This is a genomic window from Mycobacterium sp. NGS34 (genome assembly GCF_059812845.1).
Window position 1 is genome coordinate 43,009 of sequence record NZ_JCALDM010000019.1, and the last position, 20,811, is coordinate 63,819.

A 20,811-nucleotide genomic window follows, 5' to 3' on the forward strand; every position below is an offset into this window, starting at 1 on the left:
CCGTTCGGCCGAGATTCGACGCGCGCACGCACGCCAAGCCGTCAGACCGGTTCTGCCGGTGCGGGTTCGGCGAACCCGCGGCCGAACCGCTCCACCATCTGCCAGTAGGCCGGCACGTTGCCGTCGCCCAGGTAGTCCACCAGCAGCCGCACCTCGGGAGGGACGTGCCCGTCGACGTCGGTGAAGCCGTACTCGCGAGCCAGCCGCGAGGCGAAGAACGAGCGGCCGGTGCGGGCCATCCGGTCGGGATCGGTGAACAGCGCGACGACGGCGCGCCCCGGGAACCGCGGGGACTCGCAGATGTCGAGGTCGAGCCCGAACAGCTGCCGCGAACCCGACGGACCCTCGGTCGCGAAGGCCGCGATGCGCTCGGTGAGCACCAGCCCGGGCCACAACCCGATCACGGCGACGTTGTGCTCGCGCAGTTCGAGCGCGGTGTCGTGGGTGATCTTCTCGATGGCCGCCTTGGCCGCCCCATAGGGCGTGGAAAGGAGGTAGTTCTCGCAGCCGTGGGAGGAGATGTTCACGATCAGTCCCCCGCGCTGCTCGATCATCATCGGCGCGGCGAGCGCCGAGGTCACGAAGTTCGCGCGGGGCCCGACGTTGAGGCTATCGGTGATCGCCTGGAACGGCAGCGTCCAAAACGGCTGCGCCACCATGGATGTGAAGTCGGGCGAGGCGACGTTGACCACGATGTCGAGCCGGCCCGCCTCGCCCCGCAACTCGTCGAACACGGCCACCACCTGGTCGTCGTCGGCGTGATCGCAGGGCCGGGCCACCGCGGCGCCGCCGAGCCCGCGAATCTGATCCGCCGTGTGCTCGAGGCCGGCGGCGTTGCGGGCGGTGAGCCAGACGGTGGCGCCCTGCGCGCCGAGCTCGATCGCGATGCCTTGGCCGATGCCCTGGCTGGCGCCGGTGACGAGGGCCACCGCGCCGTCGAGGGTTCGCGTCACCGGCCCTGCCCTCCAGCGGGCTCGAGCTGTTTGACCGCCGCCGGATCATGCTCGCAGACACCGACTTTGGCCGCGCCGCCCGGCGAGCCCAGCCGCTCGAAGAAGTCGGCGTTGAGCTGCGTGTAGGCGCTCCACCCGTCGGGCAGGTCGTCCTCGTAGTAGATGGCCTCGACCGGGCAGACCGGCTCGCAGGCGCCGCAGTCGACGCACTCGTCGGGCTGGATGTAGAGCATCCGGGCGCCCTCGTAGATGCAGTCGACCGGGCATTCCTCGATGCAGGCCTTGTCCTTGAGATCGACGCAGGGTTCGGCGATCACGTAGGTCATCGCGAGAGGTCCTCGAGCGCCTGGTGCCCGGCGTTGTAGCCGGGGGTGAACGTAATGCCCGGGCCGCCATGGCATCCCGCGCCGCCCAGGTACAGCCCCTCGATCGGAATCGGCATGTCGAGGAAGCCCTTGGGCCCGGGTCGGTTGGGCCCCATCAGGTCCGGATGCAGCATGCCGTGGCAGAAGTCGCCGGCGGGAGCCGCGAACATGGTCTGCATGTGGTACGGGGCAAACGTGATGTGCCGAATCTGGATGTCGCGGAAGTTGGGTGCCAGGCGGGTGATCTTGTCGATGACCTTCTCCGCCATCACGTTCTTGAGCTGGCCGTGGAGTTCGCGGGGTGTCTCCACCGGGAACGCGTAGGCGAAGGCGCTCGCCGCGTGCTTCCCCGGGGGCGCCATGCTCGGATCGTGCACCGACGGGATCTGCATGCCCATCGACGGGTTGTCGGGAATGATGCCCCGCTTGCACTCCTCCCATTGGCGTTGCTGTTCTTCGGGTGAACCGAAGATGCCGATGGACGATTGCATGCCGGGTTCGTTGAGGAAGTCGTAGGGCGGGGCGAATTCCGGCAGGCCGTCGAGGGCGAAGTGGATCTGGACGAACGGCGCGCGGTGGTCGCGGCCGCTGAGGCGGCTGACCAGGTCGGCGGGCAGGTGCTCGCCGCCGACCAGATCCATCATCGTCAGGTCGGGCGACACGTTGGACACGACGATCGGCGCGCTGATCTCGGAGCCGTCCTTCAGTCGCACGCCGGTCACGCGGTCGTTGTCGACGAGGATCTTCTCGACCTTGGCGCGGTACCGGATCTCGCCGCCGTGGGAGACGAACAAATCGTGCAGGTGCTGGCCGAGCGCCCCGATCCCCCCCGCGAGCTTGGTCATCATCGCCGCGCCTTCGTTCGGGACGGCGAGCGCGAACGCCAAACATGTTGCGCTGCCCGGGGTGTAGGGCCCGCGGTAAGTGGAGTTGATGGCGAGGAAGGCGAGCATGCCGCGCAGCACCGCGTGCTTGTCCTTGTCGGGCAGGAAGCGGTCGATGGCATCCATCGCCGAGCCGAACAGCACTTCGTGGATGGCTCTGCGTTCGGCTTCGTTTGCGGCACAGGCGTACATCTCATCGAGCGTCTTGGGCGGCGTGCGCACCTCGAAGCGGCCCAGCGCTTTCGCCGGCCCCTGGCTCCAGCCGATCATCTCGGCCATTCCCGTGACGGCTTCGGTCCCGAGCTTCTCGGCGAGGTGGGTCATCAGCTGCATCGGGTCGCGGTAGAAGATCATGGGCTCTTCGCCGTTGTCGCCGAGGTTGACCGACTGGACTTCGGCGTCGACGGTGGGCAGCGTGTCGAGTCCCAGCTCCTTGGTGATCGCAGGCGCGGTGGGAAACTGCACCGAACCCGCGATCTCGTAACGGAATCCGTCGATCAGCTCCACCGTGGCCGCCATGCCGCCGCTGTAGGTGTTGGCCTCCAGGCACAGGGTGCGCAGGCCGCCGCGCTGCAGGACCGCCGCCGCGGTCAACCCGTTATGGCCGGCGCCGACCACGATCGCGTCATAATCTGTCATCGCTGATTCTCCTTCTCCGAAAAGCCTTCGAGGCGAGCCGGCCCCACGGCCGTGGCGGGCGGAACCTAATATATGTCAGTACTGACTCAATTGGAAGGTGTCGGCCCTGACAAGATCAACCCGACGTGATGGGATGCCAGGTATGAGCGAGCGGACCAATCTGCACAAGCTGCGCCACAGCCGAACCCATGAGGCGCTGCGGCAGGTCGCCCTGAAGCGGTTCGCCAGCGAGGGCTTCGGGAACGTCACCGTGCAGCAGCTCGCGCAGGAAGCCGGCGTCACGGAGCGCACATTTTTCCGGCACTTTCCCACCAAGGAAGCCGTGCTGTTCCAGGACTACGACACGCAGGTGGAGTGGCTGGCCGACGCGCTCGCGACGCGCCCGCGCTCGGAGTCGGTGTTCGAGGCGGTGCTGGCCAGCATGGCCAGCTATCCGCACGACATGGAGCTGGTCCGGCAGGCGGCGCTGGCCCGCGCCGAACTGATCACCGGCGAACAGATCGCCGGCCACCTGCGAGTGGTCCAGTCGTCGTTCGCCGCCGTCATCACCGACTTCGTCAAACACCGCTACCCCGACGTGGAGAACATCGAGCTGGTCGCCAACGTCGCGGGCTCCACGCTGGCCGCGGCCATGGTCATCGGGGTGGAGACGTGGGGGCGCAACGGCTGTGTCGACGACTTGGCGGCCATCTCCGCCACCTGTCTGGACCTGGTGCGCTCGGGGCTTGCGCCACTGACCTGACGCCTCGCCGATGGCGAGGGAGCGTGTCTGTACGGCGACACGACGCAATCGATGGCAATTTGCGCACGCTCGCCGCGACGGGCGCGGCCGAACGAAAGCTAGCTGACCAGGCTGACCGACGTGGAGCGCCGCAGCTTGCCCGACGGCGTCTTCGGGATGGTGCCGGGGCCCAGCACCACGACGTTGCGCGGCCGCACGTCGACCTCGGCCACCACCTCGTGGGCGACCTGGTGTTCGATGCGGCGCACCTCGACCGGGTCCTGCCAGGCGTTGGACTCGACCGCCACGGCGAACGTCTCGCGCGAGTGGCCGGCGTCGAGGCGCACCGCGACGGCGCAGCCGGGCCGGACGCCTTCGACGCGGCCGGCGGCCCGCTCGATGTCGGTCGGGTAGATGTTGCGGCCCGCCATGATGATGACGTCCTTGACGCGGCCGCACACCACGACGTGGCCCTCCTCGGTCAGGTAGCCGAGGTCGCCCGTGTCGTACCAGCCGTGCTCGTCCTGGGCCGGGATGAAGCCGCCCATGGTGAGGTAGCCGGGCGTCAGCGACTCGCCGCGCAGCTCGATGACCCCGACGCCCCGCGCGGCCATCACGTTGCCGTTCTCGTCGATGATGCGGGCCTCGAGGTCCTTCAGCAGCGGACCCAGCGTGGCCAGCCTGCGGGTGTTGCCCTTGGTGGCCGGGACGGCGCGGCGCAGCGCGGCCAGCAGGTCGGCGTCGACCTCGTCGACGACGAGCCCGGCGTTGCACTCGGAGAACGACACGGCCAGCGTCGTCTCGGCCATGCCGTAGGCCGGCAGGATCGCCGAGGGCCGCAGGCCGAACGGCTTGCCCGCGTCGAGCAGGTCCTCGACGTCGGCCGGTTCGACGGGCTCGGCGCCGGACAGCGCGAAGCGCAGGGTCGACAGGTCGAAGTCGCCGGGCTTGGCGTTGCGGCGCAGTCGCTTGGCCAGCAGCGCGTAGGCGAAGTTGGGCGCCGCGGTCATGGTGCCCTTGTACTTGTCGATGAGCTTGGCCCACAGCAGGGTGTCGCGCAGGAAGTCCATCGGCGTGACCTTGACCAGCTCCGCGCCGAAGTACATCGGGATGGTCAGGAAGCCGACCATGCCCATGTCGTGGAAGCAGGGCAGCCAGCTGACCATGACGTCCTTGTCGACGTCGTACTCGGCGCCGATGAACATCGCCTCCGCGTTGGAGTGAATGTTGCGGTGGGTGATCTGCACGGCCTTGGGGGATCCGGTCGAGCCGCTGGTCAGCTGCATGAGCGCCAGGTCGTCCTCGCCGACCTCGACCGGGTCGATCGGCTCCGATGCCAGCAGGTCGGCGACGGTGAGGACCTTGATGCCCTTCTCCTCGAGCACGGGGATGGCCACCAGGAAGGGCTCGGACACGATGACGGCCTTGGCCTCGATCATGCCGATGACGGTCATGGTGTCCTCGGCCCACACGGCCAGGTCGGTGCGCGGGGTCGGCTGGTGCAGCATGGTCAGGCTGGCGCCGCGCATCCACAGCCCCTGCGCCGTCGGGGCGATCTCCACCGGGTAGCCGGCGAGCACACCGACCGCGTCGCCCAGGCCGATGCCCGCGGCGGCCAGGCCGCCCGCGATGCAACGAGCGCGCTCGTGGACCTCGCCCCAGGTGTGCCGGACGGGTTCGTGGGGTTCACCGGTGACCATGCCCGTCGTCGCGGTGCGAGCATTGCGGAACATCTTGTCGGTAAACCTGCTCACAAAAACCTCCTCGGTTCCGGCAGTTGCCCCAAGGCCCGGAATCTCATGTTCCGCCTGTTGGGTGCCACTTTGAAGCAGCCGCGCGAGCACAGTTGCGCAGCGGTTAGGTCTCGAACCGGTGATGAGCCAACGAACCCACCGGCAATTCCGGTGGGCCAAGGAATCGAGTGGTCTTGCTTACCGCTGCTCGTCACCGGAAGCTATCTTAAGCTCCTCTTAAGTAACTGCCAAACCGTGACGCGCCTTGAGCGCGAATTCACACTTCAGTGGGGGTTGGCACGACGCGGGCGCCGGGGACCGGGCCGCTGGCGACCCGAACGGTGCGACAGACGCCCGCTCCGGACAGCTGGGTACCGACATCCACCGCCGACGCCGCCGATGTGCACAGGAAAGCGCAGGTCGGGCCGGACCCGGACACGATGCCGGCCAGGGCGCCGGCCTCCACGCCGGCGCGCAGCGTCTTTCGCAGGGCGGGATTCATGCTCACCGCCGCGGCTTGCATCTCGTTGCCCAGCAGCGGCGCCAGCTGCTCCGGGTCGCCCGCGGCCAGGGCGGCGAGCACCGGTCCGGGTTCGGCGAGTCGCGGCGGATCCCCGGCCTTGCGCAGCCGGTCGAGCTCTTTGTAAACCTTCGGGGTGAGCAGCTCGCCGTCGGCGAACGCCAGCACCCAGTGGAAGCTGTTGCGCGACAGCACGGTGGCCAGCTCCTCGCCACGACCTGTTCCCAGCGCGGTGCCGCCGTGCAACGCGAAGGGCACGTCGCTGCCGAGCCGCGCGGCGAGCATGCGCAGGTCGCGGCGCGGCACGTTGAGTTCCCACAGTGAGTTGATCGCGACCAGCACCGCCGCGGCGTCGGCGCTGCCGCCCGCCATGCCGCCCGCCACCGGAATGGATTTGTCGATCATGATCGAGACGTCCGGCGCCCGGCCGACGTGTTCTGCCATCAGCTCGGCCGCCTGCCAGGCCAGGTTGCGCTCGTCGGTGGGCAGCTTGTCGGCGCCCTCCCCGACGAGCTCGAGCGACAGCACGTCGGCGTTGCGGACCGTCACCTCGTCGAGCAGCGAGACGGCCTGGAACACCGTCGTCAGTTCGTGGTAGCCGTCCTTGCGGCGGTCCCCCACCGCCAGGTAGAGGTTGACCTTTCCGGGCACCCGTACGGTGACCGATCCGGTGGGCACCCACTGCGCGGCGGTGTTGCCGTCAGACATCGGTGTTGCCGTCAGACATTGTCGACCACCGCAGCAGACTATCGCGGTCAGCTCGCCGAGGCGTGGCCCGAAACGGTCGAGCGCCGCAACAGCCGCACGAAGTCGTCGACGGACAGCGTCTCCCCGCGGCGGGCCGGATCGATGCTGGCGGCCAGCAGCCGATTCGCCGACTCGTTGCCCGAGCCGGCCCACTCGGCGAACGCGTTGCGGGACGTCTTGCGCCGCTGGGCGAAAGCGATGTCCACGAGTTCGAACACCCGCCGCCGGAAGGCGTCGTCGGTCGGCCACGGCGAGGTCGCGTGCCGGTCGATGCGCACCAGCCCCGAATAGACTCGGGGGATCGGCCAGAAGACGGTCGGCGACACCATGCCGCAGCGGCGCACCCGCCCGAAGAATCGGACCTTCACGCTGGGCACGCCGTAGTCCTTGCCGCCCGGCTCGGCGGCGAGCCGCTCGGCGACCTCGGCCTGCACCATCACCGTGACGACCCGGATGGACGGGAATTCGGCGAGCAGGTGCAACAGCGCCGGAACCGCGACGTTGTAGGGCAGGTTGGCGACGACGGCAGTCGGGGGCTCCCCGGGGACCTCGTCGCGGCGCAGGGTCAGCACGTCGCGGTTCAGCACCGACAGGCGCTGTATCTCGCTGTGCGAATGTTCGGCGATGGTCTGCGGCAGCCGGCCGGCCAACACCGGGTCGATTTCGACGGCGGTGACGGTGGCGCCGCGGTCAAGCAGCGCCAGCGTGAGCGAACCGAGCCCGGGTCCGACCTCCAGGACGTGGTCGGACCGGCCGATACCGGAGGTCGCGACCACCCGTCGCACAGTGTTGGCGTCGTGGACGAAGTTCTGCCCCAAAGCCTTTCGTGGCCGAAATTCCAGTTCTTTGGCCAGCCGCCTGATCTCGGTGCGCCCGAGGAGCCGGATGGTCAGCTTGCACCAGCTCTTCCGCTGCACACGGGCCACGCGCCCCAGCCCTGGCGCTGCCGGGTCACCTCGGCGATGGCGATCTGCTCCTCACGGGTGGCGAGGTCGGCGCGGGCGGCGAAGCGCAGCCCGCCGTTGCGCTCCCAGGTTCCCTGGTCGAACTGCACGCCGCCGTAGTACCCGTTTCCGGTGTTGATCGCCCAGTTGCCGCCGGCCTCGCAGCCCGCGATGGCGTCCCAGACGGACCCGTTGCTCACCGGGGGAACGTCGGTGCCGGGCTTGGTGCCCACGCGCACCACGGCCTCACGCGCGGGCGTGATCACCGAGTTGGCGACGGGCAGCCTGCCGGTCTCGACGCCGTTGACGGTGGCCACCGCGAACGTCACGTCCTGCGTGCCCGGGCTGCCGGCGTCTTCGACGACCTGGCGGCTGACGTTCATGTCCGGGTCCTCGATCCGGCGCGCGGGCGGCTGCAGCGGCACCCGCTCGGTGACCCGCTGGATCCGGTTGCGGGTGACCTGGATCTGCATGCCGTCGACGATGGGGGCGGCCGCGCCGGGTGCCACCTGGTCGCTCTCCAGCAGCGGAGCGCCGGCGGCGTTCAATAGCCCCGCGACGTTGGCCGCGGCGAGGTGGACGGTGCGCACCGCGCCGCCGTCGTTGATCTGGACCGTCTTGGGGCTCACGACTGGCAGCGTCATGCCGGCCAGCGGCACGCGGCTGCCGCGGGAGGCGGCGGCCGGGGCGGTGTCGGTCATCGCGAGTTGGGCGAGCGCCTCGTCGACCGTCGAAGCGGTCGTCCACACCTGCTTGGGGTCGTGGCCGTCCAACGAGATCTGCAGCGGCCGGCTGCGCCGCAACACGATCTTGGCGGCGTCGCGAACCTCGACGTCGGCGGCCGGGTAAAGGTCGTCGCGCTCGTCGACCCGGAAGCCGTTCTCCTGGACGATGTCGATCACCCGCGACTTCATGGTCGAGACCCGCATCGCGATTCCGTCAACGGTCAACGTCACCGTCTTGGACGCGGAAACCGCCAGCCCACCGGCGAATCCCAGAACCAGCAGCAGGCCCGCGACGACGAGCCGCAACATCGGCGATGAATTGTGATGAAGTTTTGTCAATACAGTCAACGCGCGTTACTCCGACCTCAGCAACAACTCACGAACCACTCAGCAGGAAAATGACTAAAAGGGCCCAAAGGCCCCACCGTTCGATCACAAGACGGTAACGAACCGGCCAATGTTGGGCAACTCCAACGGGACAGAGTTAACGAATTCACCTGTCCGCCGCAGCTATTCCGCAGCCAGTCCGTAGACCCGCCGGGCATTGCTGGTCGTGACGTGCGCCACATCCTCGGGGCGACGATCCAGCAGTTCAGCGATCGCCCGCACAGTATAAGGAAGGCAGTACGGCTCGTTCGCTGCGCCCCGGTAGGGGTGCGGGGTCAGAAAAGGCGCGTCGGTTTCCACCAGAAGCTGCTCCGGGGGGATCAGCGGGACGGCCTCCCGCAAGGCGCGCGCGTTGCGGAAGCTGACCGTACCGGAAAGGCTCAGCAACCAGCCGCCGTCGACACAGCGGCGGGCCATCGCGCTGTCCGACGAGAAGCAGTGAAAGATCACGGCGTCGGGCGCGCCCTCGGCGGCCAGCACGTCGAGCACCTCGGCGTCGGCCTCCCGGTTGTGGATCATCAGCGGTTTCCCGCACCGCTTGGCCAGGTCGATGTGCCAGGCGAAGGCCTCCCGCTGCGCGGACGGCTCCGCGCAGCCATCCAGGCGGCCGGGCCAGTACAGGTCCAACCCGGTCTCCCCCACCGCGACCACCCGCGGGTGGGCGGCGAGCCGCTCGATCTCCGCTCGGGCGGCGTCGTCCAGCGCGTTCGCACGCGTCGGGTGCAGCGCCACGGCGGCGTAGACGCGCGGATCCCATTCGGCGGCCCGGATCACCCAGCGCGCCGAGTCGAGGTCGTCGGCGATGGTGACCACCGCTCCCACGCCGACCGCTGCGGCGCGGTCGACGATGGCCCGCACACCGTCGGCCCCCATATCCGGGCCGGCTCCGCACGCGTCGAGGTGGGTGTGGGCGTCGATCAGGGGCGCCAGCGGCTCGGGCGCGGGAGGCGCTTCTCGTTTACCGGAGCGGTTGGAGCTCACCGCCACACAATAGGGTGAGTCTCGATGAGGCCGTACTACGTCACCACCGCGATCACGTACCCCAACGCCGCGCCGCATTTGGGGCACGCGTACGAGTACATCGCCACCGACGCCATCGCCCGGTTCAAGCGGCTGGACGGGTACGACGTGCGCTTCCTGACCGGGACCGACGAGCACGGGCTGAAGGTCGCACAGGCCGCCGCCGCCGAGGGGCTGCCCACCGCCGAACTGGCCCGGCGCAACTCGGATGTGTTCCAGCGCCTGCAGGAGAGGCTGAACATCTCCTTCGACCGGTTCATCCGGACCACCGACGCCGACCATCACGAGGCGTCCAAGGAGATCTGGCGGCGGATGGCCGCCGCGGGTGACATCTACCTGGACACCTACGAGGGCTGGTATTCGGTGCGCGACGAGCGGTTCTTCGTCGAATCGGAGACCGAAGTCGTGGACGGGACCAGGATCGCCGTCGAGACCGGCACTCCGGTGACCTGGACCGAGGAGCGGACCTACTTCTTCCGTCTGTCGGCCTACGCCGACAAGCTGCTGGCCCACTACGAGGCGAACCCCGACTTCATCGCCCCCGAGGTGCGCCGCAACGAGGTGGTCAGCTTCGTCTCCGGCGGGCTGCGCGACCTGTCGATCTCGCGGACCTCGTTCGACTGGGGGGTGAAGGTCCCGGATCATCCCGACCACGTCATGTACGTCTGGGTCGACGCGCTGACGAACTATCTGACCGGGGTCGGCTTCCCCGATACCGACTCGGAGTTGTTCCGCCACTACTGGCCCGCCGATCTGCACATGATCGGCAAGGACATCATCAGGTTTCACACCGTCTACTGGCCGGCGTTCTTGATGTCGGCCGGAATCGAGTTGCCCCGCAGGGTTTTCGCGCATGGGTTTCTGCTCAACCGCGGGGAGAAGATGAGCAAGTCGGTGGGCAACATCGTCGACCCGGTGGCGTTGGTCGACACGTTCGGCCTCGACCAGGTGCGCTACTTCCTGCTGCGCGAGGTGCCGTTCGGCCAGGACGGCAGCTTCAGCGAAGAGGGGATCATCACCCGGATCAACGCCGACCTGGCCAACGAGCTCGGCAACCTCGCCCAGCGGTCGCTGTCGATGGTGGCCAAGAACCTGGACGGGGTGGTGCCTGAGCCGGGTGAGTTCACCGCGGCGGACGCCGAGCTGCTGGCGACGGCCGGCGGCTTGCTCGAGCGCGTTCGGGCCAGTTTCGACGGGCAGGCGATGCACTTGGCCCTCGAGGCGATCTGGCTGATGCTCGGGGACGCCAACAAGTACTTTTCGGCCCAGGAGCCGTGGGTCCTGCGCAAGAGCGAGTCCGAGGCGGATCAGGCCCGGTTCCGCACCGTCCTCTACGTCACCTGCGAGGCGGTTCGCATCGCGGCGCTGCTGGTCCAGCCCGTCATGCCCGAGTCGGCCGCCAAGCTGCTGGACCTGCTCGGCCAGGGCCCGGACCAACGGGATTTCACCACCATCGGCACGCGTCTGGTCCCGGGAACGGCGCTGCCGGCACCCACCGGCGTGTTCCCGCGCTATCAGCCGCCTCCCGGCCCGGGAGACTGACCGCGCCGCAGGGTCGTTCGGCCGGCATCGTGACACCCTGGGGAATATCGGCCGAACGACCGGTAGTCATAGGACATAATCGGCCTGTGGAGCGAGAGCGACGACGGAACCCGCAATCGAGCGAGCCGCTGACTACCTTGCAGCAGTTGCCTGCGTTGGTCGTCCTGGAACGGATTCCGGTCCCCGTGCTCGCGATCGGGAACGACGGCGCCATCTTGTTCACCAACACCGCGTTCGCCGAGATGCTGGGGTTCGAGCCCGACGAAGTCTTGTCGCTGCGGTTCCAAGACATATTCCACGGGGCTCCGGAGTCCGAATCCTTGCTTTCGGTGGTTCACGCCCTGGCGAACATGGTCGTCAAATTGGCCCACAAGGACGGTTCGGTGGTGCGCGCGCTGATGAGCAAATCCGCGCTGCTGCGAGCGGACGATCAGTTCGTGCTTGCGGCTTTCCAGGATCTGACCGAGCAGTTGTGGGAAGACGAGCACTGAGCCACGTCGGTTGGCCGAATTTCCAACTGCCCCTGCGGGATTCGAGGGCACCGCGTTCGCCGCGTGACCCTATTTCGTCAGGCGACGGTCACTGAGCCATCTTCAGGCTTGGACGACGAGGCGCCGAAGACAGCGTAGATGCTTACCGTGGTAAATCGGTCGAGTCGACGGACGCGTTTGCGAATCTTCTCGAGCAGAGGCAGCAGCCGTTTATCACCGCGATTGTAGGCGATATCAATAAGCCGCAGCCCGCTGTCATTGAACGCCGCCCTGAACTGCTCGGGAGTATTGCCGTTGAGGCCGATATCCAGTAGCGAGCCCACGGGGTGACCGTTGTGGCGCGCCGCGGCGGCTAACACGATGCGCCTGGGCAAAACGGCGTGTGCCCACGGCACTTTCAGTCCGGTGCGACCATGGTCGCCAAACGGGCTGTAGTAAAGCGGACTGAAACCGGCATAGATCACGCCATGCGGCCGGCTCAACCGCCACCCGAGCGCCTTCAGCAGCGCAGCGATGTCGGCCACGTGCTCGAAGGTGTCTTTGGAAACGATCACGTCGAACGGCTGATCCACCGGAAGCGAAGTCGCTTCGACCGCTTGAAACGTCACGCGGTCAAGCAGATGAGGAAACCGCTCCGACAAGTTGCGGTTGGCGAATGCGATGCGGCCCTCGTCGAGATCGACGCCCACCACCTCTGCGCCCTGTTGAGCGAACTCAACCGACATGGCGCCGTGGCCACAGCCGACCTCGAGAACACGCTTGCCGGCCCAGTCCACCGGCGCGCCGAACCGCCGCCAAAACTCTTTGTTCGACGCGTCCTGTTCTTGGAAGTACGTCCTGGCGTACTCCTCGGTTTCAGTCAATGCGAGACCTTCCGATAATCAAACCGCAAGCGCCTTTCCATCCAGCGCAGGGATATACGTCCTGCGGATATCTTGTATGCGCATAAGGAACAGAAGATTTCCTATCACGTACCTTTTAGCCAATCGCCTGGGCTCGTTCACTAAGCGAAAGACCCACTCCAGGTGAAGTTGACGCATCCATTGCGGCGCCCTTTTAACTTTGCCGGCGATGAAATCTATGACGGCGCCCCCGTTAATAAGTATCGGGTTATAACTCGCATTCTCCTTCAGATACAAGGAAACGAGTTCCTGTTTGGGCATGCCCATTGCTAGTACGACAACCCGCGGTCTGTAGTGTTCGACGGCCGATAGGTATGACGCCGCATCCTTGAACCCGTCTGCGCAAAAAACGACATTGTGACCCGCTTGCTTGAGTTCTTCAGCCGCCTTGGACAGGTAGGGCTCCCGAGTCCCAAGGATGCCGACAGTCTCGCCTCGTGCTTTGTCGAGAAATTCCGGTATCAGGTCGGTCCCGTTCATGTTCAGGCCCGGGTCGCATTTCAACGCCTTAACGAGCAGCTGCATGCCTATGCCGTCACGAAACACGACGTCGGACCGCAGCACCGCGTCGGCGAATTCATTGTTTCGGTAGCACACATTGAGGCCATGTGCGTTGAGAAAAGAAATAATCTGCGGCGATTCCGAAGCGAGGCACTTTGCGATCAGCGCGTCCGCTTGGTCGCGGTTCTTGACGGGGGTGATGCTATTGATCACCTTGTTGATCAGCCTGGGATCCGCCTTGTCCGTCGGCACTTTGTTCGGCGCCTGGCGGAGCCCTGCGCCACCGCGCGCCTGGAAGAGCCGCTTGCCAGCGCTCCCGCTGAAGCCGCCCTCCTGGTCCGTCGCGCTAGGCAGACCGATAGTAGGCATGACAGGAAGACTACATGCATAAAGTATGGACTTGAAGCCAAACCAGACTATGAGTTAGACCACTTGTCATGCGGACACGTAAGCGGTCGGCAAGTGCGACGGCACTCACCTAGCGGTGCCGTCCTGATCGGGCGCGCCTTTACGGCATCCGGCGCTGCCGGCATCGTGGTCGATGAAGCGAAACGCCTTAAAGACTCCTGTGAACCATACGTATGGTTCTACCGCTCTGCGGATACCCGGAGTATCGTCACCGCAATGATCAGGACTCGGGAGGACCTGAGAATGTATCTGGCGGCCGACTTGAAGGCGCACGGCCTAGAACGCTGGAAGTTCCGCTACCAGCTCTTGGAACGTCCCGCCTACTTCCAGCGGATGCTGCGAAAATCCGAGTACTGGACCAACACCGCCCACACACCGATGGGCCATGCCATCGCATTCTGGTTGAGACTGCGGACGAAGCTCCTCGGCGAACGACTTGGGCTGTATGTCCCGCGGAATGTATGTGGTCCCGGCCTTCGGCTGGCACATCCGGGCGCCCTGTGGATCCACCACAAGGCGCGCATCGGTGCGAACTGCAACATCCACCACGGCGTCTCCGTCGGGGAAAACCGAGGGAAGGTCCCCGTAATCGGCGACGGCGTGTGGATTTATCCCATGGCCATGGTGCTCGGCGATGTCCGCGTGGGCGATCGCGCCTCTATCCTGGCCGGCGCCGTCGTGACCCAGCCGGTACCCGACGACGCGGTGGTGGCGGGCGCCCCCGCCCGGATAATTACGGTGGCTTCCCGAAATACCGCAGTCGCCAACGCCTAGCCGACCTCGGGGACCGCCACGACCTCCCCCTGGGATGATCCGGCCGGCGGCCCATGCCTGAGCGCCTCGCGCCTGAGAAATTCACGGAAGTAAGGCAACGACGCCTCCGTTGCGATGCCCGGCAGCAGCAGCTCCCAGAATTGATTTGTGTGGGGGGCCAGGCCCCCCTCGACCGCCGCACTCGCATCGCGCCCCGCCAAGCCCTTGGCCGCAATCGCGTTGTACAGCAAGCGCGTTCCGAACATGGCGCCGACGATCGACTCACTGATCACGACCGGGTCGAGATCCTGCCGCACGTCCCCTTCGGAGGCCGCCCGCTGGGCCTGAGCCGCCATCAGCTCAACCATGTTGGCGCAGAAGCGCATGGCAGCCTCATTGAACCCGGTCAAAGCGGCCGTCAACTGCTCGGCGGCGCGGGCCGTCTTATCGGTGCTGAGCATGTTGGCGATCGTGAAGGTGCCGTGAATCATGTTCTCGAGCGCCGGCGACGACGACCCGCACACGTTGCGGAAGGCGGCAAGTATTGTCTCCGAACCCTCCTCGATGATGGCCGACGCCAGCGATTCCTTCGAATCGAAGTGGTGGTAGAGCGCCCCCTTGGTCATGCCGGTCCGCTCGATGATCGTGTTCCACCCGGCCGCTGCGTACCCGACGTCGCCAAAAACGTCTATCGCTGCATCGAGGATCTTTCGCCGGGTGGCTTCCGATCGAACCTGGCGCGCCATCCCTCTACACCCCCGGAGTTCCGTCGACGTCCCCGGGCGCGGGTCTCGACCCCTTCACCAACCGTCCGGCCGGAGGGGTAAGCGTAACAGCCGCCCACACGCGGTCCTGATCGCGCGAAGTGCACATGGCGCTAATCAGAATCCGCGCCCGTCGAGGTGGAGGTGATCGCGAGTGCGGCACGGCGCCTGAGGAATTGGCGGAAGTAGTCGATGCGGCCCGCCTGCAAGATTCCGGTCAACATGAGGAGCCAGCACTTCTCGAGGTGGTTCAGGAACTGCTCCGGTTCCTCCAGATTGCTGGTTTGTCGCAGCCCCATGTGCAGCGAGACGATCAGGCGCCCAACGTCCTGCGGGTCACACTGCCCGTCGATGTCACCCTCGGCGATGGCCTGCTCGACGACTCCGGCCAGCGCTTTGGCCCATTCCTCCAAAAGCTTCTTCTGCAGCCCTTCGGATCGACCGACCGACTCGAGCAGGTTCAGCCCCGCCCGGACCCCGTCGGTCTTGATGTCCCCGACGGCGATCAGATACGAGAAGTCGATGAGGGTTTCCAAGCCGGAAAGGCCGCGAGTGAGGAGTTCTTCCACGGCGACGTTTCCGGCTGCGGTCTGCCTCTCGATGATCGCCACGGCCAGCGCGTGCTTGGAACGGAAGTGGAAATACATCGCCCCCTTCGTCAGCTCCGCTTCCGCGAGGATGTCGTCCAGGCCGACGTCGTGGTAGGCCCGTCGGGCGAACTGATGCGACGCGGCGCGCAAAATCTGGCGCCGCGTCGCGTCCGCGCGTCCGTCGGTCGAATGGGTGGTCATCGGAACCGAGGACTCAGGTGCCAAGTGCGGGTCGACCGCACGGTTGCGTGAGCAAGGCGGGTGATCATTCCGGAGCCTTCACCGCGGCCCGGATCGATCGCTTCCACGTTCTCGATGCCTTCCTCGAGTAGGGCACGCACCTCGGTTTCCAGGGCCAGCACTCACCGGCGTGTCTCGGGCGGCATATGGGCCGTCTTTGAGGTTAGCAGTCACGGGTCGTCCGGAAGCATTCAACGCAGCGGGTCGCGTTCACGAACTCGCAAATACTTTCGGTTCGCGATTATGCTGCACTCCGAACTAAAAGTATGTAGAATCGTCATCTATGTGGTCCTCAGTTTCATTGCCTGGTCAGCGCCCTTTCCGCGGGCCGCGGGCGCACTCTGCGCTTCGCTCCCCGCGTCAACCGCTGCGCCGGGCGATCCGCACGGACCCCGAATGGCGTGTGTCGTTCGTCACGTCGCCGACCGGCAGGGACCTTTCGAAATGATCGATTTTGGCGCCCTTCCGCCGGAGATCAACTCCGCGAGGATGTACGCCGGCCCAGGCCCAGGGTCGCTGACGGCGGCCGCGGTGGCCTGGGACGATCTGGCCACCGAACTGCATTCCGCCGCGGCCGCGTATCGGTCGATCATCTCGGGTCTGACGGTCGGGCGGTGGCTGGGTCCCTCGTCGCTGACCATGGCATCCGCGTTCGGACCGTACGTCGCGTGGACGGCCGGGGCCGCCGCGCGGTCCGCCGAAGCGGCCGGTCAGGCCAGGCTTGCCGCGGAAGTCTATGACGCGGCCTGGGCCGCGACCGTGCCACCGCAGGCGGTCATCGCCAACCGGGTCCAGCTCGCGACGTTGATCGCCACCAACTTCTTCGGTCAGAACTTGCCGGCCATCGCGGCCAACGAGGCCCAATACGGCGAGATGTGGGCTCAAGACGCCGTGGCGATGTACGAATACGCCGCCAACTCGGCGCTGGCCGCGGAGCTGACACCGTTCACGTCCGCGCCGGAGGTCGCCGACCCCTCCGGGGTCGCAGCGCAGTCGGCCGCAGTAGCCCAAACCGCTGGTTCCGCGACGCAGCAGTTCTCGCTGAACAGCTTGATGTCCGCGATGTCCTCGATGCTGCAGAGCCTGGCTTCGCCCGCCTCGGCGAGCGCCGCGGCTACGGAAACGCCCTGGGGAACGCTGCTTGGCGCGGCCACATCCGGGACGGGCGGGCTCTCGCTGTCGAGCTTCATGAGCAACTTCGAGAGCAACCTGCCCTCCCTGCTCCCCGGCTATCTGATGGTTAGCACGACCCCGCTGTATGCGCTGTCCAGCGTGCTCGGCATGGCCCAGACCATGCAGGGGATGGCGACCACCGCAGCGCAGGGTGTAGCCGATGTGGCCGGGCAAGCGGCCGCGGAGGCAGCCGGCGCGGCCGCCGGCGCCGCCGACGCATTCGGTGCGGGCGTAGCGGGCGCGATGGGCCAAGCGGGGGCACTCGGGCCCCTGTCAGTCCCGGCCAGCTGGACCAGCGTCATCCCCTCCGCGCAGCTGACTAGTGCGGGCGCTGTATTGCCCACGGTCGGCGGTCCCGGCGGAATCGGGAACCTGCCACCGAGCCTGTTGGGCGGTCTGCCGAACGCCGCCGGGCGCCAAGCCCCGGGTCCGCGGTACGGGCAGATACCGACCGTGATGGCACAACCGCCGTCCGGCGGCTATGGGGCGGCGATCGTATGACCGCAGCGAGGGTGCCCACGCGGGCCGGATCCGGCCCGCGTCTCCAAATACCAGAAGTATCTTTCTTGGCCGTCGGGCGGACATCCGGTCTCGCCGTGTCGAAAGGATGGGTGTCATGAAAGTCGTGCTCTTCTGCGGCGGTTACGGCATGCGGATGCGGACCGCCGAAGGCGACCAGGTCCCCAAGCCGCTGCAGATGGTCGGGCCCCGACCGCTGCTTTGGCACGTGATGCGCTACTACGCCCACTACGGGCACAAGGAGTTCATCCTGTGCCTGGGCTACGGCCAGTCGATGGTCAAAGACTTCTTCCTCAACTACCGCGAGATGGAGTCCAACGACTTCGTCATGCGCGCCGGCCAGATCGAGCTGCTCGATTCCGACATGTCCGACTGGAGCATCACGTTCGTCGACACCGGGCTGGAGTCGCCGATCGGCGAGCGGCTACGCCGGGTGCGCAAGTACATCGGGGATGACGAGTACTTCCTGGCCAACTACGCCGACGTGCTGACCGACGCGCCGCTCGACACCATGATCGACCGGCTGAAGACCAGTGGCGGGGCCGCATCCATGCTGATCGTGCCGCCCCAGTCGTCCTTCCACTGCGTCGACGTCAGCGCCGACGGCGACATCAAAGAGATCGCCCCGATCGCCAAGTTCCCGATCTGGGTCAACGGGGGCTACTTCGTGTTGACCCAGGAGGTCTTCGACCTCATTCCGGAGAACGGCGACCTCGTCGGCGACGCCTGCATGGCGCTCGCCGGGACCGGCCGGCTCTTGGGGTATCAACACGATGGCTTCTGGAAGCCGGCCGACACCTTCAAGGAGCGCGCGGAACTCGACGCCGACTACAACGCGGGAGTCCGCCCATGGATGGTGTGGGAGCAACCGCACGAAGTCGCCGCTGTACCGGCGTCGGTGGGACGCCACGCGAGACTCTCGGCATGAACCGGCTGAACACCGGCGTAATCAACTCGATCGCCGTCATCGGGGCACACTGTGACGACATCGTCATCGGTGCCGGCGCAACGCTGTTGCAGATCGCCCACCACAATCCGGGTGTCGTCGTGCACGCCCTGGTGCTCACCGGCGCCGGCACCGAGCGCGAGATCGAGGAAAAGAACGCCTTCGCGGCGCTGTTCCCCCAGTCGGAGGTCCGGTTGACGGTGGCCGACCTGCCCGACGGCCGGCTCCCGGACAACTGGGGGGCGGTGAAGGGCTACCTCGCCGAGTTCCGGCGCGACTGCCGGCCCGATCTGGTGATCGGGCCGCACCGCCACGACTACCACCAGGACCACCGCTTGGTCGCCGAACTCATCCCGACCGAGTTCCGTGGGCACCTGGTGCTGGGCTACGAGATTCTCAAATGGGAGTCCGACCTGCCGAATCCCACTCTGTACGTGGGCGTTTCGAGCGAGTTGGCCCACAAGAAGGCGGAGCTGCTCGCGCAGTCCTACCCGTCGCAAGCGGGCCGGGACTGGTTCGACGACGAGGCGTTCCTCGGCCTGATGCGAGTCCGGGGCGTCCAGTGCCGAGCGCGCTACGCGGAAGCCTTCGTGGGCGAGAAGGCGGTTATGAGCCCCTTCGGCGCTCATTCACTCAACTGATTTTCGACAGGAGCGACGACACCATGCGAGTGCTGATCACCGGCACGGAGGGCTATCTGGGTTGCCTCCTCGCGCCGCTGCTTGTCGAGGACGGCCACGACGTCGTCGGTTTGGACACGGGCTACTACCGCGCCGGCTGGCTGTGCCCCGGGCCGCTCGCCGGGAGCACCCACGGGGTGGCGCCGCTCACCCTCATCAAGGACATTCGCGACGTCACCGTCGCGGACCTGCGCGGGTTCGACGCGATCGTGCACATGGCAGAGCTGAGCAACGATCCGATCGGCGACCTGATCGGCGACGTGACGTTCGAGATAAACCACTGCGGCAGTGTGCATTTGGCCGAGTGCGCCAAGCTCGCCGGCGTCAGCCGGTTCGTGTACATGTCGTCGTGCAGCGTGTACGGGATCGCCGACGGGACGGTCGACGAGACCAGCCCCATCAACCCGCTCACTTCGTACGCCAAATGCAAGGCGCTGGTCGAACGGGACCTCACCGCGATGGCCGACGACGACTTCTCGCCGGCATTCCTGCGCAACGCAACGGCATTCGGCGCCTCCCCCAGGATGCGCTTCGACATCGTGCTGAACAACCTGGCCGGGTACGCCTGGACCGAACACCGCATCGCCATGACCAGCGACGGCACCCCATGGCGGCCGCTGGTGCACGCCCTCGACATCGCGCAAGCCATCCGGTGCGCGCTGCGCGCCGACCGGCAAACCGTGCACAAGCTGGTGGTCAACGTCGGCAGCGACGAAAACAACCGCACCGTCCGTGAAATCGCGGAGACCGTCAGCGCCGAATTCCCCGGCTGCGAACTCACCTTCGGCCCGCCCAACGCGGACAACCGCAGCTACCGGGTGGCGTTCGGCAAGATCACCGAGGTCTTCCCCGACTTTCGCGCCGCGTGGGACGTCGCGGCCGGGGCGGCCCAACTGCACCGCGTTTTCCAGGCCGTGGCGATGGATCCCGAGACGTTTCAAGGCCGCGGGCACACCCGCCTCAAGCAAATCGAATACCTGCTCAAGACGGAGCAGGTCGACCAACGACTGTTCTGGAAGGAGACTCAGTGAAGTACACGCCCACGAGTGTCGCCGGGGTGACGATCATCGACATCGAACCCCATCGCGACCATCGCGGCTTCTTCTCTCGATCCTTCTGCGCAGACGAATTCCTGACCTACGGCCTGATTTCCGAAGTGGCACAAACAAACCTCTGCTTCAACTACACCCGGGGGACGGTGCGCGGCCTGCACCGGCAGGCGCCGCCGCACGCCGAGGCAAAACTGGTGCGCTGCGTGCGCGGCGCGATCGCCGACGTCGCAGTCGACGTTCGGCCCGAGTCGCAAACCTACGGCAAGCACGTGATGGTGGAGCTGACCGCGGAGAACCGCCGGGCGCTGTTCCTGCCGCCCTACGTCTTGCACGGCTTCCAGACCCTCGTCGACGACACCGAGGTCCTCTACCAGGTCAGCGGCCCGTACGTGCCGGACAGCGAAGAAGGATACCGCTGGGACGAAACCGAATTCGGCATCAAGTGGCCGCTGCCGGTGACCGTCATGTCGGAGAAGGACGCCAGCTGGCCTTCTCTCGAGGAGACGGTGCCGGCCGAGAGCGAGGCGTCATGACGTCGTACCGCCCGGCCTTTCCGGGCACCGCCGTTGGCGGCAACGCCGAACTCCCGCGCGCCGCTGCCGCATCGGCGAT

The 20,811-nt window shown here is 66.7% G+C and carries 21 protein-coding genes; 9 read left to right on the top strand and 12 right to left on the bottom strand.

What is annotated here, in order from left to right; translation table 11 throughout:
* Nucleotides 1–41 precede the first annotated feature (41 nt).
* The 3 genes from AC5Y7V_RS28470 to AC5Y7V_RS28480 are packed head-to-tail and all read right to left on the bottom strand — an operon-like array spanning nt 42 to nt 2,841.
* Nucleotides 42–953, bottom strand: a complete 912-nt coding sequence (locus tag AC5Y7V_RS28470) for an SDR family NAD(P)-dependent oxidoreductase (protein ID WP_499883376.1) — start codon at nt 951–953, stop codon at nt 42–44.
* Entirely contained in the window at nt 950–1,279 is a 330-nt protein-coding gene (gene fdxA / locus AC5Y7V_RS28475; protein ID WP_499883377.1) for a ferredoxin, read from the bottom strand. Before fdxA ends, AC5Y7V_RS28470 begins: the two co-directional genes overlap by 4 nt.
* A complete protein-coding gene (locus AC5Y7V_RS28480) occupies nt 1,276–2,841 on the bottom strand; it encodes a phytoene desaturase family protein (RefSeq protein WP_499883378.1) in 1,566 nt (521 codons plus the stop codon). The genes fdxA and AC5Y7V_RS28480 overlap by 4 nt, the downstream gene beginning before the upstream one ends.
* A 142-nt stretch (nt 2,842–2,983) precedes the next feature.
* Here AC5Y7V_RS28480 and AC5Y7V_RS28485 point away from each other — a divergent pair, with 142 nt between their 5' ends.
* Complete coding sequence (locus AC5Y7V_RS28485) at nt 2,984–3,583, top strand: TetR/AcrR family transcriptional regulator (RefSeq protein WP_499883379.1); 600 nt, start codon at nt 2,984–2,986, stop codon at nt 3,581–3,583.
* A gap of 98 nt (nt 3,584–3,681) precedes the next feature.
* Here AC5Y7V_RS28485 and AC5Y7V_RS28490 read toward each other — a convergent pair whose 3' ends face one another.
* The 5 genes from AC5Y7V_RS28490 to AC5Y7V_RS28510 form a co-directional block, all read right to left on the bottom strand.
* Nucleotides 3,682–5,316 (bottom strand): fatty acyl-AMP ligase, encoded by a 1,635-nt coding sequence (locus tag AC5Y7V_RS28490; RefSeq protein WP_499883380.1) that lies wholly within the window; start codon nt 5,314–5,316, stop codon nt 3,682–3,684.
* Between the two features lie 256 nt (nt 5,317–5,572).
* Nucleotides 5,573–6,523, bottom strand: a complete 951-nt coding sequence (locus tag AC5Y7V_RS28495) for a 4-(cytidine 5'-diphospho)-2-C-methyl-D-erythritol kinase (protein ID WP_499883381.1) — start codon at nt 6,521–6,523, stop codon at nt 5,573–5,575.
* A gap of 47 nt (nt 6,524–6,570) precedes the next feature.
* Nucleotides 6,571–7,488 (bottom strand): 16S rRNA (adenine(1518)-N(6)/adenine(1519)-N(6))-dimethyltransferase RsmA, encoded by a 918-nt coding sequence (gene rsmA, locus AC5Y7V_RS28500; protein WP_499883382.1) that lies wholly within the window; start codon nt 7,486–7,488, stop codon nt 6,571–6,573.
* Entirely contained in the window at nt 7,452–8,579 is a 1,128-nt protein-coding gene (locus tag AC5Y7V_RS28505; RefSeq protein WP_499883383.1) for a resuscitation-promoting factor, read from the bottom strand. The genes rsmA and AC5Y7V_RS28505 overlap by 37 nt, the downstream gene beginning before the upstream one ends.
* 162 nt (nt 8,580–8,741) lie before the next feature.
* Nucleotides 8,742–9,605: a TatD family hydrolase gene (locus AC5Y7V_RS28510; protein WP_499883384.1), complete on the bottom strand. Its 864-nt coding sequence runs from the start codon at nt 9,603–9,605 to the stop codon at nt 8,742–8,744.
* Nucleotides 9,606–9,623: 18 nt separating this feature from the next.
* On the opposite strand from AC5Y7V_RS28510, the gene metG reads away from it, so the two are divergent.
* Both metG and AC5Y7V_RS28520 read left to right on the top strand, forming a co-directional pair.
* On the top strand, nt 9,624–11,180 hold the full coding sequence (gene metG, locus AC5Y7V_RS28515) for a methionine--tRNA ligase (RefSeq protein WP_499883385.1): 1,557 nt from the start codon (nt 9,624–9,626) through the stop codon (nt 11,178–11,180).
* Between the two features lie 128 nt (nt 11,181–11,308).
* Complete coding sequence (locus AC5Y7V_RS28520) at nt 11,309–11,671, top strand: PAS domain S-box protein (RefSeq protein ID WP_499883427.1); 363 nt, start codon at nt 11,309–11,311, stop codon at nt 11,669–11,671.
* Between the two features lie 77 nt (nt 11,672–11,748).
* Here the strand turns inward: AC5Y7V_RS28520 and AC5Y7V_RS28525 are convergent, their stop codons facing one another.
* Nucleotides 11,749–12,534, bottom strand: coding sequence for a class I SAM-dependent methyltransferase (locus tag AC5Y7V_RS28525; protein ID WP_499883386.1), 786 nt, complete (start codon nt 12,532–12,534; stop codon nt 11,749–11,751).
* 18 nt (nt 12,535–12,552) lie between these two features.
* Nucleotides 12,553–13,443, bottom strand: a complete 891-nt coding sequence (locus AC5Y7V_RS28530; RefSeq protein WP_499883387.1) for a WecB/TagA/CpsF family glycosyltransferase — start codon at nt 13,441–13,443, stop codon at nt 12,553–12,555.
* A gap of 282 nt (nt 13,444–13,725) precedes the next feature.
* Here AC5Y7V_RS28530 and AC5Y7V_RS28535 point away from each other — a divergent pair, with 282 nt between their 5' ends.
* Nucleotides 13,726–14,256 carry a serine acetyltransferase gene (locus AC5Y7V_RS28535; protein WP_499883388.1) on the top strand — a complete coding sequence of 177 codons (531 nt, stop codon included), beginning with the start codon at nt 13,726–13,728 and terminating at the stop codon, nt 14,254–14,256.
* Here AC5Y7V_RS28535 and AC5Y7V_RS28540 read toward each other — a convergent pair.
* Nucleotides 14,253–14,981: a TetR family transcriptional regulator gene (locus AC5Y7V_RS28540; protein WP_499883389.1), complete on the bottom strand. Its 729-nt coding sequence runs from the start codon at nt 14,979–14,981 to the stop codon at nt 14,253–14,255. The genes AC5Y7V_RS28535 and AC5Y7V_RS28540 overlap by 4 nt on opposite strands.
* A gap of 131 nt (nt 14,982–15,112) precedes the next feature.
* Nucleotides 15,113–15,790, bottom strand: a complete 678-nt coding sequence (locus AC5Y7V_RS28545) for a TetR family transcriptional regulator (RefSeq protein ID WP_499883390.1) — start codon at nt 15,788–15,790, stop codon at nt 15,113–15,115.
* Between the two features lie 483 nt (nt 15,791–16,273).
* Between AC5Y7V_RS28545 and AC5Y7V_RS28550 the strand changes: the two genes are divergently transcribed.
* From AC5Y7V_RS28550 to rfbC, 5 genes are all read left to right on the top strand, one after another.
* On the top strand, nt 16,274–17,503 hold the full coding sequence (locus tag AC5Y7V_RS28550; RefSeq protein ID WP_499883391.1) for a PPE family protein: 1,230 nt from the start codon (nt 16,274–16,276) through the stop codon (nt 17,501–17,503).
* Nucleotides 17,504–17,618: 115 nt separating this feature from the next.
* On the top strand, nt 17,619–18,449 hold the full coding sequence (locus tag AC5Y7V_RS28555) for a glycosyltransferase family protein (RefSeq protein ID WP_499883392.1): 831 nt from the start codon (nt 17,619–17,621) through the stop codon (nt 18,447–18,449).
* The gene (locus AC5Y7V_RS28560) at nt 18,446–19,108 is read left to right on the top strand and encodes a PIG-L deacetylase family protein (RefSeq protein WP_499883393.1); all 663 of its coding nucleotides are present in this window, start codon (nt 18,446–18,448) and stop codon (nt 19,106–19,108) included. The genes AC5Y7V_RS28555 and AC5Y7V_RS28560 overlap by 4 nt, the downstream gene beginning before the upstream one ends.
* A gap of 23 nt (nt 19,109–19,131) precedes the next feature.
* A complete protein-coding gene (locus tag AC5Y7V_RS28565; RefSeq protein ID WP_499883394.1) occupies nt 19,132–20,178 on the top strand; it encodes an NAD-dependent epimerase/dehydratase family protein in 1,047 nt (348 codons plus the stop codon).
* The gene (gene rfbC, locus AC5Y7V_RS28570) at nt 20,175–20,732 is read left to right on the top strand and encodes a dTDP-4-dehydrorhamnose 3,5-epimerase (RefSeq protein WP_499883395.1); all 558 of its coding nucleotides are present in this window, start codon (nt 20,175–20,177) and stop codon (nt 20,730–20,732) included. Before AC5Y7V_RS28565 ends, rfbC begins: the two co-directional genes overlap by 4 nt.
* The last annotated feature ends 79 nt before the right edge of the window (nt 20,733–20,811 follow it).

Excerpts from the sequence above, each read along its gene's own strand:
- fdxA (WP_499883377.1), bottom strand. The coding sequence starts at position 1,279 with ATGACCTACGTGATCGCCGAACCCTGCGTCGATCTCAAGGACAAGGCC.
- AC5Y7V_RS28480 (WP_499883378.1), bottom strand. The coding sequence starts at position 2,841 with ATGACAGATTATGACGCGATCGTGGTCGGCGCCGGCCATAACGGGTTG.
- AC5Y7V_RS28485 (WP_499883379.1), top strand. The coding sequence starts at position 2,984 with ATGAGCGAGCGGACCAATCTGCACAAGCTGCGCCACAGCCGAACCCAT.
- AC5Y7V_RS28495 (WP_499883381.1), bottom strand. The coding sequence starts at position 6,523 with ATGTCTGACGGCAACACCGCCGCGCAGTGGGTGCCCACCGGATCGGTC.
- metG (WP_499883385.1), top strand. The coding sequence starts at position 9,624 with ATGAGGCCGTACTACGTCACCACCGCGATCACGTACCCCAACGCCGCG.
- AC5Y7V_RS28530 (WP_499883387.1), bottom strand. The coding sequence starts at position 13,443 with ATGCCTACTATCGGTCTGCCTAGCGCGACGGACCAGGAGGGCGGCTTC.
- AC5Y7V_RS28535 (WP_499883388.1), top strand. The coding sequence starts at position 13,726 with ATGTATCTGGCGGCCGACTTGAAGGCGCACGGCCTAGAACGCTGGAAG.
- AC5Y7V_RS28540 (WP_499883389.1), bottom strand. The coding sequence starts at position 14,981 with ATGGCGCGCCAGGTTCGATCGGAAGCCACCCGGCGAAAGATCCTCGAT.
- AC5Y7V_RS28545 (WP_499883390.1), bottom strand. The coding sequence starts at position 15,790 with ATGACCACCCATTCGACCGACGGACGCGCGGACGCGACGCGGCGCCAG.
- AC5Y7V_RS28550 (WP_499883391.1), top strand. The coding sequence starts at position 16,274 with ATGATCGATTTTGGCGCCCTTCCGCCGGAGATCAACTCCGCGAGGATG.
- AC5Y7V_RS28555 (WP_499883392.1), top strand. The coding sequence starts at position 17,619 with ATGAAAGTCGTGCTCTTCTGCGGCGGTTACGGCATGCGGATGCGGACC.
- AC5Y7V_RS28560 (WP_499883393.1), top strand. The coding sequence starts at position 18,446 with ATGAACCGGCTGAACACCGGCGTAATCAACTCGATCGCCGTCATCGGG.
- AC5Y7V_RS28565 (WP_499883394.1), top strand. The coding sequence starts at position 19,132 with ATGCGAGTGCTGATCACCGGCACGGAGGGCTATCTGGGTTGCCTCCTC.